The organism is Rhodococcus sp. 077-4, assembly GCF_047782425.1.
In the GTDB taxonomy this organism is placed as follows: domain Bacteria; phylum Actinomycetota; class Actinomycetes; order Mycobacteriales; family Mycobacteriaceae; genus Rhodococcoides.
In genome coordinates this window covers 686203-701153 of record NZ_JAJPWC010000001.1, presented here as the reverse complement: position 1 = coordinate 701153, position 14951 = coordinate 686203, and the positions used below count along the sequence as shown (strand labels likewise).

Annotated in this window: 12 protein-coding genes; 10 read left to right on the top strand and 2 right to left on the bottom strand. The window is 64.5% G+C overall.

The window, feature by feature from the left end; translation table 11 throughout:
• Window positions 1-7: 7 nt before the first annotated feature.
• Complete coding sequence (gene rfbB / locus ACNEOT_RS03450; protein ID WP_415972144.1) at window positions 8-1012, bottom strand: dTDP-glucose 4,6-dehydratase; 1005 nt, start codon at window positions 1010-1012, stop codon at window positions 8-10.
• Window positions 1013-1207: 195 nt separating this feature from the next.
• On the opposite strand from rfbB, the gene ACNEOT_RS03445 reads away from it, so the two are divergent.
• From ACNEOT_RS03445 to ACNEOT_RS03425, 5 genes are read left to right on the top strand one after another with little or no spacing between them, the layout of a single operon-like run.
• Complete coding sequence (locus tag ACNEOT_RS03445) at window positions 1208-1993, top strand: hypothetical protein (RefSeq protein WP_415972142.1); 786 nt, start codon at window positions 1208-1210, stop codon at window positions 1991-1993.
• On the top strand, window positions 1990-3201 hold the full coding sequence (locus ACNEOT_RS03440) for a hypothetical protein (RefSeq protein WP_415972140.1): 1212 nt from the start codon (window positions 1990-1992) through the stop codon (window positions 3199-3201). The genes ACNEOT_RS03445 and ACNEOT_RS03440 overlap by 4 nt, the downstream gene beginning before the upstream one ends.
• A complete protein-coding gene (locus ACNEOT_RS03435) occupies window positions 3198-3569 on the top strand; it encodes a hypothetical protein (protein ID WP_415972138.1) in 372 nt (123 codons plus the stop codon). Before ACNEOT_RS03440 ends, ACNEOT_RS03435 begins: the two co-directional genes overlap by 4 nt.
• A 51-nt stretch (window positions 3570-3620) precedes the next feature.
• Window positions 3621-4493, top strand: coding sequence for a glucose-1-phosphate thymidylyltransferase RfbA (gene rfbA / locus ACNEOT_RS03430; protein ID WP_415972137.1), 873 nt, complete (start codon window positions 3621-3623; stop codon window positions 4491-4493).
• Window positions 4490-5068 (top strand): dTDP-4-dehydrorhamnose 3,5-epimerase family protein, encoded by a 579-nt coding sequence (locus ACNEOT_RS03425; RefSeq protein WP_415972136.1) that lies wholly within the window; start codon window positions 4490-4492, stop codon window positions 5066-5068. Before rfbA ends, ACNEOT_RS03425 begins: the two co-directional genes overlap by 4 nt.
• 47 nt (window positions 5069-5115) lie before the next feature.
• On the opposite strand, the gene ACNEOT_RS03420 is transcribed toward ACNEOT_RS03425, so the two are convergent.
• Window positions 5116-5634 carry a GtrA family protein gene (locus tag ACNEOT_RS03420; protein WP_415972134.1) on the bottom strand — a complete coding sequence of 173 codons (519 nt, stop codon included), beginning with the start codon at window positions 5632-5634 and terminating at the stop codon, window positions 5116-5118.
• A 47-nt stretch (window positions 5635-5681) separates the two neighbouring features.
• On the opposite strand from ACNEOT_RS03420, the gene ACNEOT_RS03415 reads away from it, so the two are divergent.
• Genes ACNEOT_RS03415 through ACNEOT_RS03395 form a run of 5 tightly spaced genes read left to right on the top strand, consistent with a single transcriptional unit; the run spans window position 5682 to window position 14911 of the window.
• On the top strand, window positions 5682-7133 hold the full coding sequence (locus tag ACNEOT_RS03415; RefSeq protein WP_415972132.1) for an FAD-binding protein: 1452 nt from the start codon (window positions 5682-5684) through the stop codon (window positions 7131-7133).
• Window positions 7130-7894: a decaprenylphospho-beta-D-erythro-pentofuranosid-2-ulose 2-reductase gene (locus ACNEOT_RS03410; protein WP_415972130.1), complete on the top strand. Its 765-nt coding sequence runs from the start codon at window positions 7130-7132 to the stop codon at window positions 7892-7894. The genes ACNEOT_RS03415 and ACNEOT_RS03410 overlap by 4 nt, the downstream gene beginning before the upstream one ends.
• A gap of 5 nt (window positions 7895-7899) precedes the next feature.
• Window positions 7900-9894, top strand: coding sequence for a galactan 5-O-arabinofuranosyltransferase (locus tag ACNEOT_RS03405; RefSeq protein ID WP_415972128.1), 1995 nt, complete (start codon window positions 7900-7902; stop codon window positions 9892-9894).
• Between the two features lie 60 nt (window positions 9895-9954).
• Window positions 9955-11724, top strand: coding sequence for a glycosyl transferase (locus ACNEOT_RS03400; protein ID WP_415972126.1), 1770 nt, complete (start codon window positions 9955-9957; stop codon window positions 11722-11724).
• Between the two features lie 10 nt (window positions 11725-11734).
• On the top strand, window positions 11735-14911 hold the full coding sequence (locus ACNEOT_RS03395) for an arabinosyltransferase domain-containing protein (RefSeq protein WP_415972125.1): 3177 nt from the start codon (window positions 11735-11737) through the stop codon (window positions 14909-14911).
• Window positions 14912-14951: the final 40 nt, after the last annotated feature.

Below are 14951 nucleotides of genomic sequence, written 5' to 3'. Positions count from 1 at the left end.
ACCTGTTTCAGGGCAGTACGGATTCTTTCGTCGCGTAGACGGCCTCGGTCGCGTCCTTCTGCGGTCGCCACCACTGTTCGTTCTCGCGGTACCAGTCGATGGTGGCCTTCAGTCCGGCGCGGAAGTCGACGTAGGTTGGTGTCCAACCCAATTCGGTGCGGAGTTTGGTGGAGTCGATGGCGTAGCGGAGGTCGTGGCCGGGGCGGTCGGTGACGAAGTCGAAGGCGTCGGATGCGTTGCCGGTCTCTTCGAGGATTGCTTCGAGGACGGTGCGGTTGTTCGCTTCACCATCGGCGCCGATGAGGTAGGTCTCGCCGATGCGGCCGCCGTCGATGATCGCCCAGACGGCGCTGTTGTGGTCGTCCACGTGGATCCAGTCGCGGACGTTCTGGCCTGCGCCGTAGAGCTTGGGGCGTGAGCCGCTGAGGATGTTGGTGATCTGGCGTGGGATGAACTTCTCCACGTGCTGGTACGGGCCGTAGTTGTTGGAGCAGTTGGAGATGGTGGAGCGGACGCCGAACGAGCGGGTCCAGGCGCGCACCAGCAGGTCGCTCGAGGCCTTGGTGGAGGAGTACGGACTCGACGGGTTGTAGGGGGTCGATTCGGTGAACTTCGCCGGGTCGTCGAGTTCGAGGTCGCCGTAGACCTCGTCGGTGGAGATGTGGTGGTAGCGGACGTCGTGTTCGCGGACCGCGTTGAGCAGGGTGGTGGTGCCGATGACGTTGGTGTGCACGAACGGCCACGGATCGGTCAGCGAGTTGTCGTTGTGGGATTCTGCGGCGAAGTGGACGACGAGGTCGGTCTCGCGGACGAGACGGTCGACGAGGTCGGCGTCGGCGATGTCGCCGTGCACGAATTCGATGCGGTCCGCAACCGGGTCGAGGGAGGCCCTGTTTCCTGCGTAGGTGAGCTTGTCGAGCACAGTGACCTGGGAGTCGGGGCGTTGCGCGAGCGTCTGATGTACGAAGTTCGCGCCGATGAACCCGGCCCCACCCGTGACGAGAATTCTCATGTACCGGCACTTTACCGGGGGTTGTCGGCGACGGCCGGGCATGCCGCTGCACGGAATGCTCCACACGACGCTTCAGCTGCGGGGAACCCGGCGATGAGACCTTCGAGTGGAGCAAAGGTTGCACCCCGTCCGGCGTCGGCCGACCTTGTCGGGCGCGCGTGCTAGCTTCTGTTCGACTTCGGGGGGAGTACGTCAATGGGTCTCGGCAAAATTTCGATTCGTCTCGCAGCGTCGATCGCGCTGCTGGTCGGAATCGTGTGGGCAATCCCGCAGCTGGCACCGCAGGTGCCCGAACCATACGAGGGCGTGCAGGCTCTGCCACCGGCGTCGCCCTCGGCGACCGGGTCTACCACCGCGCCGCCACCCTTACCGCCGGGATTCCCGTCGATGAACCGTCCGCCACCGAAAATCGACGTGCCCGACGGCCAGCCGCAGCCCATCGCCACCAAATTCGGATGGACATACGAAATACCGCCGGACTGGCGAAACTTTTCGACCGGTACCGCGGGTTGGTCGAACGGCGATCGGTCGGTCGCCTACGGTGCGAGCGCAGACTACGGGTACGGCTACTGCCCGGAGGTGGACGGATCTTCGCTCGCCGAGTCCGGTATGACGGGGCGTAATGGGATGGACTTGCACGCCGCAGCACTCGACGCCGCCCGCGGTGCGGAAGTCGTCTTCGGTGATGACGCCTCTACCCCGCCACGCATCGAATATTCGGGGCCTCGGGACATCGAGGTCGACGGACAGTCTGCTGTGCGTTACACCGTTCGGTCCTCGGGTATACACGCGAGCGCCGAATGCAGCCCGACCGAAGCCACATTCGACGTTGTGGCCATGCCCGGATTCGCCACCGCAACAGTGGCGGTGTTCATGGTCCAACTCGATCAGAACATCGAGGGCTCGCTGGAGCACTCGACGGTGGACAACCTGATCTCTACTCTGCGGAGATCCAATTCGGAAACAGAGCAGCCGCGATGACCGAAGAGTCCTTCGAGGGCGACCCTGCCGAAATCTCCGGTCTCGGGAATCTGCTCGATCGCATCAGCGTCGACACCATGGCCAGTCATCGCTATCTGCTCGACAACGCGGGACTGGGCGAGAACGTGGTTGGGGAAATTCTGCAGCGACTCCGACCGTATATCGCACGCTTTCAGGAAATCACGCGCACCCGGCAGGTTCATCTGTCGGCGAATTGCGGCGAAATGGGTGCCGAGCTCAACAAAGCTGCCTGGTTGTATGCCGATCAGGATCAGAAGAACTACGACCTACTCAACGCCCACACGACGCTACCCCCGCTACCCGGCGTCGACCGCGGCAGTTCGGATCGTGCCGCCACCGGGCAGGTGGACGAATTCGACGGTGCCGCTGATTACGGCCGCCCTCACGGGATCGACTATCCACCAACGAATCCTGCGGTCGACGACCTGCGCGACGTGCTCGCCGATGCCGCCGGCTGGCTCGGGGAGGTCGATCGAACGATCGTCGAACTCTCGGGTTGGAGTCCGCTAGACGAAGCGGCCATTCCTATCACCGGAAACTGGAACGAGATCCGTCGAATCGGCCAGGCCTACCAGATCGCGGGCGACGCAATGGAGGCCGCAGCAGGGTCGTTCGAAGCCGGCGTGCGGCGCGTCGACGGCTACTGGAACGGCGCTGCCGCGCAGGCATTCACCGAATACGCCGATCGGCAGACCAACGCGATGCGATGGGAAGGGCCTGCCGGCCGAACGATCTCTGCGGTGTGTGTAGTGATTTCCGAACAACTTCGTGACGCGGCGCTGGCAGTGGTGAAGAAGATCGTCGAACTGCTCGAATCGGAGGTCGCCATCGAGAACGGCCGAGGCGCCGTGAAGGTCATGCTCAAGAAGGTGCCGGTGGTCGGCACCGCGTGGCAGATCGAGAGCATCATCGAAATATGCTGGACAGCAATGGAATTGACGATGGAACTCATCGAGAAGATTCAGCAGGTGGTGGATGATTTCGGCGCGTTCCTCGACGCGCTCGGTGATCCCGAAGGTCAGGTGGGCAAGAAGATCGACGACACACTGCGCCCGCTGAACGACCTCCTCGACTACGGCAAGCAGACCGTGGAAGCCGGGAAAACCGCAGATCTGCGCCCAGTATTGGACACACCGGACGAGGACTTCTCCGTCGGATCGGGCGACGCACCGTGGCGGGACGCATGATCGAGCCTCTCCCTGCGCACGCCCTGGCCGCGTACGACAGGCTGATGGGATCCTGCCGAGAACTCGAGGCCGCGCGCCTGCGCGCCCTCGACACCGACCTGAGGGCCGCAGAACCCCACCGCGTCACCGCAGAGTTGCTGGCGCGCCTCGCGTCGTCACCGCGGGCATCGATTGCCCTCACCCACTATGCGGGCCGGGTTGCGTCAGGTGAATGCAGCTGGGAACGCATCGAGGTCGACGCCGATCCGCTGCCTCAGGAGGTGGACGAACTCAAAGCCGACCCGCAGGTCGAGTGGCCGGACCACTGGCCGACGCCGACCGCCGAGTCCGACGTCAGCTCACAGCCGTATCGAATTCCCTGGGAGTGAGTGACGACACAATCGAGCGGGTGATAGGAGGGTCTGGAAGACTTCGCGGTCATGCGGGGAATCATTCTGGCGGGCGGCACGGGCTCGCGTCTTCATCCGATCACGATGGGCGTCAGCAAGCAGCTGGTCCCCGTCTACGACAAACCGATGATCTACTACCCGCTCTCGACGTTGATCCTGGCCGGGATCCGCGAGATCCTCATCATCACCACCCCTCAGGACGCGGACCAGTTCACCCGCCTGCTCGGTGACGGCTCCCAATTCGGCATTTCCCTGACCTACCAAGTCCAGCACGAACCGAACGGCCTCGCCCAAGCCTTCGTGTTGGGTGCCGAGCACATCGGCACCGACTCCGCGGCATTGGTGCTCGGCGACAACATCTTCTACGGCCCCGGCCTGGGTACTCAACTGTCTCGCTTCGATCACATCGACGGCGGAGCGGTGTTCGCGTACGAAGTCTCCGACCCGACCGCCTACGGCGTCATCGAATTCGATGCGGACCGAAAAGCGATCTCGTTGGAGGAGAAGCCGGCCGCCCCGAAATCGAACTACGCCGTCCCCGGCCTGTACTTCTACGACAACGACGTCATCGCCATCGCCCGCGACCTCGAGCCGTCCGCGCGTGGGGAGTACGAGATCACCGACGTCAACCGCCACTACTTGGAGGCCGGGTGCCTGCAGGTCGAAGTCCTGCCCCGCGGTACCGCGTGGCTCGATACCGGCACCTTCGACTCGTTGCTCGATGCCTCGAACTACGTGCGCACCATCGAACAACGCCAAGGACTCAAGATCGGGTCGCCCGAAGAAGTCGCGTGGAGGCGCGGGTTCATCACCGACGACGAATTACGTGTTCGCGCCGAAACACTCGTCAAGTCCGGGTACGGCCGCTACCTGCTGGATCTGATCGACCGAGGGAACCGATGACCTTTCGTGAGTTGAGCATTGCCGGTGCCTACGAGTACACCCCACGTCAGTTCGGTGACGATCGTGGCGTGTTCTTCGAATGGTTCAAGGCGTCGGCGTTCGAGGAGACGACAGGGCGGTCGTTGGATCTGTTGCAGGCGAACTGCTCGGTCTCCGCCGCCGGCGTCCTACGCGGTATCCACTTCACCACCAACCCGCCTGGGCAGGCGAAGTACGTCACCTGTGCCCGCGGGGCGTTCCTCGATGTGATCGTCGATCTGCGGGTCGGGTCGCCGACGTTCGGGCAGTGGGACAGCGTGCTGATCGACGACATCGACCGCAAGGCGGTGTTCCTTTCCGAAGGGCTCGGGCACGCCATCCTCTCGCTGGAAGACAATTCGACGGTCATGTACCTGTGCTCACTGGAGTACACCCCGGCCCTGGACCGCGACATCAACCCCCTCGACCCCGCCCTCGGCATCGACTGGCCCACCACCGGACGCGACGGCTCACCCCTGGCCTACGAGCTCTCCGACAAAGACAAGGCCGCCCCCACCCTCGCCGAAGCCCTCGAAGCAGGTGCCCTGCCGTCGTGAGCGTTTTGCGTATCTCTGCCTACGCAAAACGCGCACGAGGGGGATAGCTAGCGGATCTTGAAGATCACGAACCGCTGAACGAGGAAGTTGATGACCGTCGCTGTGCCCTGCGCGATGACGAAAGCCACGTTGGCGTACCAGAAACCGTCGGGAAGGGCCTGGTAGAGGTAGGTATAGATGCCCACCTGGACGGCGAAGGTCACTCCGTACAGCGCGACGACGGCGAAGAATCGAGCCCGTGACGGTGCCGCGTTGAAGGTCCAGCGTCGGTTGATCAGATAGGCCGTCGTCGTTCCGAGGACGAATCCGATGGCCTTGGCCAAGGTCACGCCCACACCGAACACGAAATGCAGGATCAGGTTCACGCCCTGATCCACGATCGCCGACAACACGCCCGTCGCCAAGAAGCGCAGTACCTGCGTCTTGAGGTCGAGGGCCGCGTCGGCGATGTTCTCGGTCAGCGGCAGCTCGACGGGCAGCGGGACGTGATGCTGGAGCTCTTCGTCCTGGGGCGACCAGTCGTCGTTCCCGGAGCCATCGTCGATGGAGCGATCAGGGGTGGACACGAGGACTGACACTAGCCGCTGCTGCGGTGCGGGTACCCTCTTGAGCGATGTCCACGACAGCCGACGACGCACTCTTCCCCCTGGAACCACAGGCCGGGAACACTGCGCCGCTACCCACGCAGACCCGCACAATCTCAGGATTCGGCCGCACCGCGCGCTCGACCGGAGAGGTGCTCTCGACCTCCGACCCAGAGCTCATCGCGAACGCGGTCAAACAGGTCGCCGAGCAGAACGACTCCAAGCCGTCGTACCTGCGACGAGGTGTCATCCCCCGCGGTCTCGGCCGCTCCTACGGTGACAACGCGCAGAACTCCGGCGGCCTCGTCATCGACATGACGGCACTCAATCGCATCTACAGCATCGACACGTCGACGCGCATCGTCGACCTCGACGGTGGCGTCAGCCTCGACCAGCTGATGCGTGCCGCGCTGCCGTTCGGCCTGTGGGTACCGGTGCTGCCGGGCACGCGCCAGGTCACCATCGGTGGGGCCATCGGCTGCGACATCCACGGCAAGAACCACCACAGCGCGGGCAGCTTCGGCAACCACGTTCGCTCGATGGAACTGCTCACCGCGGACGGTCAGATCCGCCACCTGACGCCGACGGGCAAGAACGCGAAGCTCTTCTGGGCAACGGTCGGCGGCAACGGCCTGACCGGCATCATCCTGCGCGCGACCATCGAGATGACGCCGACGGAAACGGCCTACTTCATCAACGACGGCATCCGCACCGATAGCCTCGACGAGACCGTCGCCGCCCACCAGGACGGCACCGAGGACAACTACACGTACTCGAGTGCGTGGTTCGACGTCATGAGCGGACCGCCCAAGCTCGGCCGCGCGACGATCACTCGTGGCTCGCTGGCCAAGTTCGACGAACTTCCCGCGAAGCTGCAGAAGGATCCGCTGAAGTTCGACGCGCCCCAACTGTTGACAGTGCCGGACGTCTTTCCGATCAGCGGCTTGAACAAGCTGTCGATGAGCATGATCGGCGAGGCGTACTACCGAATGGGCGGGAACTACACCGGCAAGGTGCAGAACCTGACGCAGTTCTACCACCCACTCGACCTCGTCGGTGAGTGGAACAGAGGCTATGGCCCTAAGGGATTTCTGCAGTACCAGTTCCTCGTTCCCACCGAAGCACTGGAGGAGTTCAAGGACATCATCCGGTTCATTCAGCGCTCGGGCCAGTACTCGGCACTGAACGTCTTCAAGCTGTTCGGCCCGGGAAACAAAGCACCATTGAGCTTTCCGATGGCCGGCTGGAACGTCGCGATGGACTTCCCGATCAAGGCGGGCCTGAACGAGATGGTGCGCGAACTCGACAAGCGCGTTCTCGAATTCGGTGGTCGTCTGTACACCGCGAAGGATTCGCGCACCGACGCCGAAACGTTCCACTCGATGTACCCGCGAATCGACGAATGGATCAAGGTCCGTCGATCCGTGGACCCCACAGGCGTTTTCGCCTCCGATATGGCAAGAAGGCTGGAACTGCTGTGACGATAGATGCCGTAGGTAATCCCCAGACGATCCTGGTACTGGGTGGCACCAGCGAGATCGGTCTCGCGATCACCGAGGAGTACCTGTCGAAGTCCCCGGCACGCGTCATCCTCGCTGCGCTGCCGAACGATCCGCTTCGCGACAAGGCCGTCGCACAGCTGACCGCCAAGGGCGCGAAGGCCGTCGACGTCATCGACTTCGACGCACTCGACACCGCCGCGCATCCCAAGGTGATCGACGCGGCGTGGGCCAAGGGTGACGTCGACGTCGCCATCGTCGCGTTCGCCGTCGACTTCGACGCCGAGCAGCTCTGGCAGGATCAGCGCAAGGCCGTCCTCGCTGCGAACATCAACTACACCGCTTCGGTCTCGGTCGGCGTTCTGCTGGGCGAGAAGATGAAGGCGCAGGCCTACGGCCGCATCATCGTCATGTCGTCGGTGGCTGGCGAGCGAGTTCGTCGCTCCAACTTCGTCTACGGCTCCACCAAGGCCGGACTCGACGGGTTCTACCTCGGACTCGGAGAAGCGTTGCGCGAGTTCGGACCTCGGGTCACCGTCGTTCGCCCGGGCATGGTGCGCACCAAGTTCAGCGCGCACGTCAAGGAAGCACCGATGACCGTCGACAAAGAGGTCATCGCGAAGCTTGCGGTCAACGCGTCGCAAAAGGGCAAGGAGCTCATCTGGACTCCCGCTCCGTGGCGTCTGGTGATGATGGTGCTGCGGCACGTACCGCGGCCGATCTTCCGCAAGCTGCCCATCTGAATTCGATGACAATCGGGGTTGCACCGGCGCGCAGAACCGCCTCTGCCGTCGGCGAGATCGTTGCCGGTGTTCTCGTTGCCGTCGTGGTGGCAACGGTCGGGTTGTACGCCTTCTCACTGGTTCAGTGGCCGGCGTTCAACTCCTCCAACGTCACTCGGGCCATCACGACGCTCGGCCAGGTGGTCGCCGCGGCACTGTTCGCCGCGTCGATCTACCTGTACCGAGTTCACAAGTGGCCGTGGATCGCTCGACTGTCCGCTTGGATCGGATTGTCGGGCTTCGTCACCGTCACCCTCGGAATGCCACTGGCGGCAACCAAGCTCTACCTGTTCGGCATCTCCGTCGACCAGGAATTTCGTACCGAATACCTGACGCGACTGACGGATTCGGCGTCGCTGCGCGACATGACGTACGCCGACATTCCCCCGTTCTACCCCGCAGGTTGGTTCTGGCTCGGCGGCCGCGTCGGCAACATCCTGGGCATGGACGGCTGGGAAGTGTTCAAGCCCTACGCAATCGGGCTTCTCGCCGTCACCTCGGTCGTGTCCTTCGTGCTGTGGAAGGCGCTGATTCGCAGCGATTGGGCCGTCGCCGTCAGTGCCGTCACCACCGCTCTCGTCGTCGCCCATGCCTCCCCTGAGGCCTACAGCGCTGTGATCGTGCTGCTCTTTGCGCCAGCGCTGATCCTTGCCTGGGGCGCGTTGCATCGGCCCGTTACCCCTGATTCCGAAGGGGCTGGAGCGACCACCCCCGCCGGGATGAATGCGACATTCAGTCGCTCAGACGGCAAGAATGGGACATTCATCCCCACTGGGGGGCGCGCGGGCGGCTGGGGAGCGGTACTCGGCACCGGTTTGTTCCTCGGCCTGGCTGCGACGTTCTACACCCTGTATCTGGGTCTGGCCGCATTCACCGTCGTACTGATGGCACTGTTCGCCGCGGTTCTCGCCTATCGCGAGCGGAAGTCCTGGAACGTACTGGTTCCCATCGTCATCAAGGTCGCTGCAATTGCCGTGATCTCGGGCGTCATTGCCGCCACCGTGTGGCTGCCGTACCTGATCGACTTCTTGCGCGGCGCACCGTCGACATCGGGCACGGCGCTGCACTATCTTCCCGAAGCCGGTGCGACACTTCCCTTCCCGATGTTCGAGTTCTCCCTGAGTGGTGCACTCTGCCTGATCGGCACGGTGTGGGTCGCGGTGCGATTCTCGTCCTCACGACGGGCACAGGCCCTCGGTATCGGTGTCGTATCCATCTATCTGTGGACTCTGCTGTCCATGGCCGCAACGGCTGCAGGCACCACGCTGCTCTCGTTCCGCCTCGAAGCCGTGCTGATCGTATTGCTCGGCAGCGCAGGCGTTTTCGGCTTCCTCGAAGGTAGCCACGCAATCTACCAGGCCATCAACGAGCCGCCGAAGTTCCGCATCGCTGCCGTCGTCGTGGCCGCCATCGGTGCCATGGCCTACGCGCAGAACATCCCTCAGGTGTTGCAGACGGAGATCACCGTCGCGTACTCCGACACCGACGGTGACGGAACTCGCGCAGACATGCGCCCTCCGAGCGCCGTCTCGTACTACCGCGAAGTCGACACCGCGCTGGCCGAGCAGACTCAGCGTCCGCGGGACGAGACCGTCGTACTGACCGCAGACACCTCGTTCCTCAGCTACTACCCGTACTTCGGCTTCCAGGGATTGACGTCGCACTACGCCAACCCGCTGGCGCAGTTCGATCAGCGGGCCCAGGCCATCGAGCAGTGGACCGAGCTCGAGACTCCCGATCAGTTGATCGACGCACTGGACACCAGCCAGTGGCGTGCGCCGGATGCGTTCCTCTTCCGCCGCGGTGCCGACGGCTACACCCTGCGCTTGGCCGAGGACGTCTACCCGAACGACCCCAACGTGCGCCGCTACACCGTCACTTTCCCGGAATCGCTGTTCGACGATCCACGCTTCACGGTGACCGACATCGGACCCTTCGCGCTGGTTGTACGCACGACATGACCGTGTGACCCAAGTCGTTCGGGTTTTCGCCCATCGTGATCTTTCTGTAACCTCGACGCGATGACCACCCACGACCAGAGAGTTCTCGAGCAGCAGCCGACTACGGCACCGGCTCGGCACTCCGGCGTCGGGCGCGGTGACGTCGTAGCGGCGGTCGGATTTCTCGTTGCCGCGGTGTACGTCCTGCGGGGTCAGTGGCGAAACCTCAACGGCGGCTACCTCTACAACAGCGGCCAGGATCAGACGATGTGGGAGTGGTTCTTCTCCGTCGCCGCCCATGCCGTTGCCAATCTGGACAACCCCCTGTCGAGTGACCTGCAGAATTACCCACTCGGGGTGAATCTGATGGCGAACACGGCAATGTTCGGCATCTCCATCCCGCTTGCACCGATCACGTTGCTCTTCGGACCGACCGTGACGTGGGCCATTGCCCTCACCGCCGGCCTGGCCGGCACCTCGTTCGCGTGGTTCTGGCTGTTCTCGCGTCAGCTCAACGCGTCCAAGGGCGCCGCCGCAATCGGCGGTGCACTGTGTGGATTCGCGCCCGGCGCGATCTCCCACGCCAACGGTCACCCCAACTTCGTGGTGTTGTTCCTGCTTCCCGTCATCGCGATGCTGGTCACTCGCATCGCGCATGGCGGCGGGACCACCAAGAACACCGTCGGACTCGGTTTGATCGTCGCGCTGCAGATCCTGCTCGGGGAAGAGCCGCTGCTTATCTTCGCGATGTCGTTCGCCATCTTCGCCGTCGTCTACTACCTGTCTCGTCCACGTTCACTCTGGCCTGCTGTTCGCAATGCCGTTCCCCGGCTGGCAGTATCGGCGGCCATCGCGCTGACGCTGGTCGCGTTGCCGCTGTGGTGGCAGTTCTTCGGGCCGCAGTCGTACTCCTTCCTCGAACACGGCGCGATGGGCAACGACGCCAAGGCCCTGTTCCAGTTCCCGACGCAATCCATCGGCGGCGAGGCGACGCCGGGCCAGAACGTCCGCATCAACGCGACCGAAGAGAACGCGTACTTCGGCTGGCCGCTGCTGGTGCTGTGCCTCGTGGCGGCAGTGTGGATGTGGCGCGTCGCGTGCGCACGAGCGGCCGCGGCGACCGCGATCGTCATGAGCGTGCTCTCTTTGGGCGCGACGCTGGTGATCGGCAAGAACGACACCGGCATCACCCTGCCGTGGACGAAGCTCGCCGAGTACCCCCTCGTCGAATCGGTCCTCGAAACCCGCTTCGCGTTGGGCGCGGTACCTGCCCTGGCCCTGTTGCTCGTGCTGGCCACCGATCGCACGTTCCGAAACGGACTCCGCCCGCTCCCTGCGTTCTGGATCGCCGGACTCGCCCTCGCGCTCGTTCCCCTCATCCCGACCCCCCTGACTGCCGTCGACAAATCCCCGACGCCTCGGTTCTTCGCCGACGGTGAGTGGGAGAACTACGTCGACGACGGTTCCGTCGTCACCGTTCCCCTGCCACGACCCGAGGATGCCCGGCCGCTGCGCTGGCAGATGGACGCCGACATGGGCTTCACGCTCGCCGCCGGCTACTTCGTCGGACCGAGCGACCAAGAAGAGAAGGTCGCCAAGTACGGAGCCGTCGACCGGCCGACGGCGTTGCTGCTCGGCTCGGTCTACGACTCGGGCACCGTTCCCGAGATCACCGCCGATCAGCGCAGCCAGGCCGCGGAGGACATGAGCTTCTGGGAGGCCGACGCCGTCGTTCTGCCGCCGGGCAAGAACGCCATTGCCCTGCGTACCACCGTCACCGAACTTCTCGGGGTCGAGCCGCAATACACCGGCGGCGTGTGGGTGTGGGACGTGCGGACGCTCGTCCCCTAGCATCGCCGGTGTGCCCGAGACCGTTCCGAACATCAAGACCGCCCGGCTGATAGCGATCGTCACCGGCATCATCGGTGCCGTCCTGGCCATCGCGACTCCCCTGTTGCCGGTTCAGCAGGACGTCGCCACGCTCTCGTGGCCGCAGAGCTCGTTCGGCAGCGTGAACGCGCCATTGGTGAGCTATTCGCCCGTCGACCTCGAGGCATCCGTTCCGTGCAGTGCTGCCGCCGGTCTCGCCGACGGCGGCACCCTGATCTCGACCGCACCTGTCGCCGCTGCGAAGACCGAGCAGAAGGCACTGATCGTGCGAGTCGACGACGGCCGGCTGCAGGTGCTGCTGCGTGATCGTGTCCTCGCCGAGGCTCCAGTTTCCGAGCTGTCCGAGACCTGCGCACTGACGGTTTCCTCGAACGCCACCAGCACGATCGTCGACCTGGACGGCCAGGCGAACACCGTGGACGGAGACATCCGGCCGCAGGTGGTCGGAATCTTCACCGACCTCACCGCACCGGTCGAGGGACTCAACGTGCGTGTGGACATCGACTCGCGCTACTCCTCGAGCCCCACGACGTTCAAGTTGCTGGCCATGATCGTGGGCGCACTCGCTGTGATTGCATCCCTGTTCGCACTCCATCGCCTCGACAGCGTGGACTGTCGACGCCACCGCCGATTCCTCCCCTCGCGCTGGAGGTCCGTCACGGGCGTCGACGCCGTCGTGGTGGGCGTGCTGGTGCTGTGGCACTTCATCGGCGCGAACACCTCCGACGACGGCTACCTGCTCAACATGGCCCGCGTCTCCGAACACGCCGGCTACATGGCCAACTACTTCCGCTGGTTCGGCGTCCCCGAAGCGCCGTTCGGCATGCCGTACTACGACATGCTCGCCGCCCTGGCCAAAGTCAGCACCGCGAGCATCTGGATGCGCCTGCCCGCCACCATCGCTGCGCTGCTGTGCTGGCTGGTGATCAGCCGCGAGGTCATTCCGCGACTCGGTCGCGCAGTGCTCGCCAACCGGGTTGCACTGTGGACCGCGGGCTTCGTGTTTCTCGCCTTCTGGTTGCCCTACGACAACGGCCTACGCCCCGAGCCGATCATCGCCCTCGGCGCGTTGCTCACGTGGTGCTCGGTCGAACGCGCCATAGCCACCGGGCGACTGCTCCCCGCCGCGATCGGCACCCTGATCGCCGCGTTCTCGCTCGCCGCCGGACCCACCGGGCTGATCGCCGTCGCAGCACTGCTCGCCGGCCTGCGCCCACTGGTGATGATCGTGATCAAGCGAGCTCGCCAGGTGGGCCTGCTCGCGGTTCTCGCGCCGCTGGTCGCGTCGGGACTGGCGGTGGTGATCGCGATCTTCGCCGACCAAACTTTGAGCACCGTCCTCGAGGCGACGCGGGTGCGCTCGGCCATCGGACCGAACGTGCCGTGGTTCGAAGAACGAGTGCGCTGGGACGCGTTGATGACCATCGCGCCCGACGGTTCGTTGGCTCGAAGGTTCGGCATGTTCGCGATGCTGCTCTGCATCGTCGTGTGCATCGCGGTGATGCTCCGCAAGAACGGACGGATCCCTGGCACGGCCACCGGACCGTCGCGTCGAATTCTCGGAATCATCCTGGGCGCACTGGCTTTGATGATGTTCACCCCCACCAAGTGGACCCACCACTTCGGTGTCTACGCCGGTCTCGCGGCATCGTTGGCCGCACTGGCCGCCGTCGCCGTCAGTGCCGCGACCGTTCGATCTCCGCGCAACAGAACACTGTTCACCGCCGCCGTCCTGTTCATGACTGCGGTTGCGTTCACCAGTTCCAACGGTTGGTGGTACGTCTCGAGCTACGGCATTCCGTGGTTCGACAAGCCGCCGTCGATCGCGGGGAAAGGCTTTGCGACCATCCTGCTCGGCCTGACGGCCCTGACGCTGCTGTACGCCGCCTACCAACACGTTCGATTGCCTTATCGCAGAGCAGAACCCACCACCCCTCGACGCTTCGCGCCGTCGGCACTGACCATCGTCGCCGGTGGAGTCGTCGCCTTCGAGGTGCTCTCGTTCGTCAAAGGCGCTGTGGCGCAATATCCGGCGTACTCCATCGCGCGCTCGAATGTCGCTGCCCTCGCCGGAAACTCATGCGGCCTCGCCGGTGACGTACAGGTGGAAACCGACGTCAACGGCTCGGTCCTGCAACCGATCGATGCAGCCGTAGATCCGCTGGGTGCCGGTGGGAGTACCGGATTCACCCCCGACGGCGTCGCAGAAGACCTGACCGCCGACTCCGAGGACACCGCCCAGGGCAGCGCCAACTCCATCCGCCCCGAGGACTCCGAAGAAAGCGCCGCGGCCACCTCCTCCAACTCCGCGGGCACCTCGGGCGGAACCAACGAGAACACCGGAATCAACGGCAGCACAGTCGCTCTGCCGTTCGGACTCGATCCAGCAACCACCCCGGTACTCGGCAGCTTCGGAGCCACCGAACCCGCATCGCTGACCTCCGGTTGGTACCAGCTCTCCGACACCGACCGCGGAGATCTCATCGCCATCGCCGCCGCCGGCCGCATCCGATCGGTGAACGAGGACGGCATCGTCACCGAAGGCCAACGCGTCGAACTGGAATACGGACGCCGCGACGGCGGTGACGTGCGCGCACTCGGTCGCGTCACCCCGCTCGACATCGGGCCGTCACCGTCGTGGCGCAACCTGCGAGTCCCGATGAACGACCTCCCTGCCGACGCCGACGCGGTGCGCATCGTCGCCGAGGACAACGACCTGGCCGGCGACCAGTGGCTCGCCGTCACCCCGCCGCGCGTCCCGAAGACGCAGACGCTGAACTCCCTCGTCGGATCCACCGATCCGGTGCTGCTGGACTGGGCCGTCGGACTGGCGTTTCCGTGCCAGCGCCCGTTCGATCACCGTGACGGCGTCGCCGAGGTGCCGAAGTTCCGCATCCTGCCCGACCGCACCGGTGCCGAATCCACCAACGCCTGGCAGGATTCGATCGGCGGCGGTCCACTCGGCTGGACCGAACTGCTTCTCGGCGCTCAGACATTGCCGTCGTACCTCGCGGACGACTACGCCCGAGACTGGGGATCGATCGAGAGATACATGCCACTCGACCCGGATGCGCAACCTGCCGACGTCACCGTCGAGCAGCGGTCTCGGTCGGGATTGGCCAGCGACGGACCGATGAAAACGAACTGACTCCCTGGTTTTGTAAAGATTCCGGGGACGGTGCCTGTGT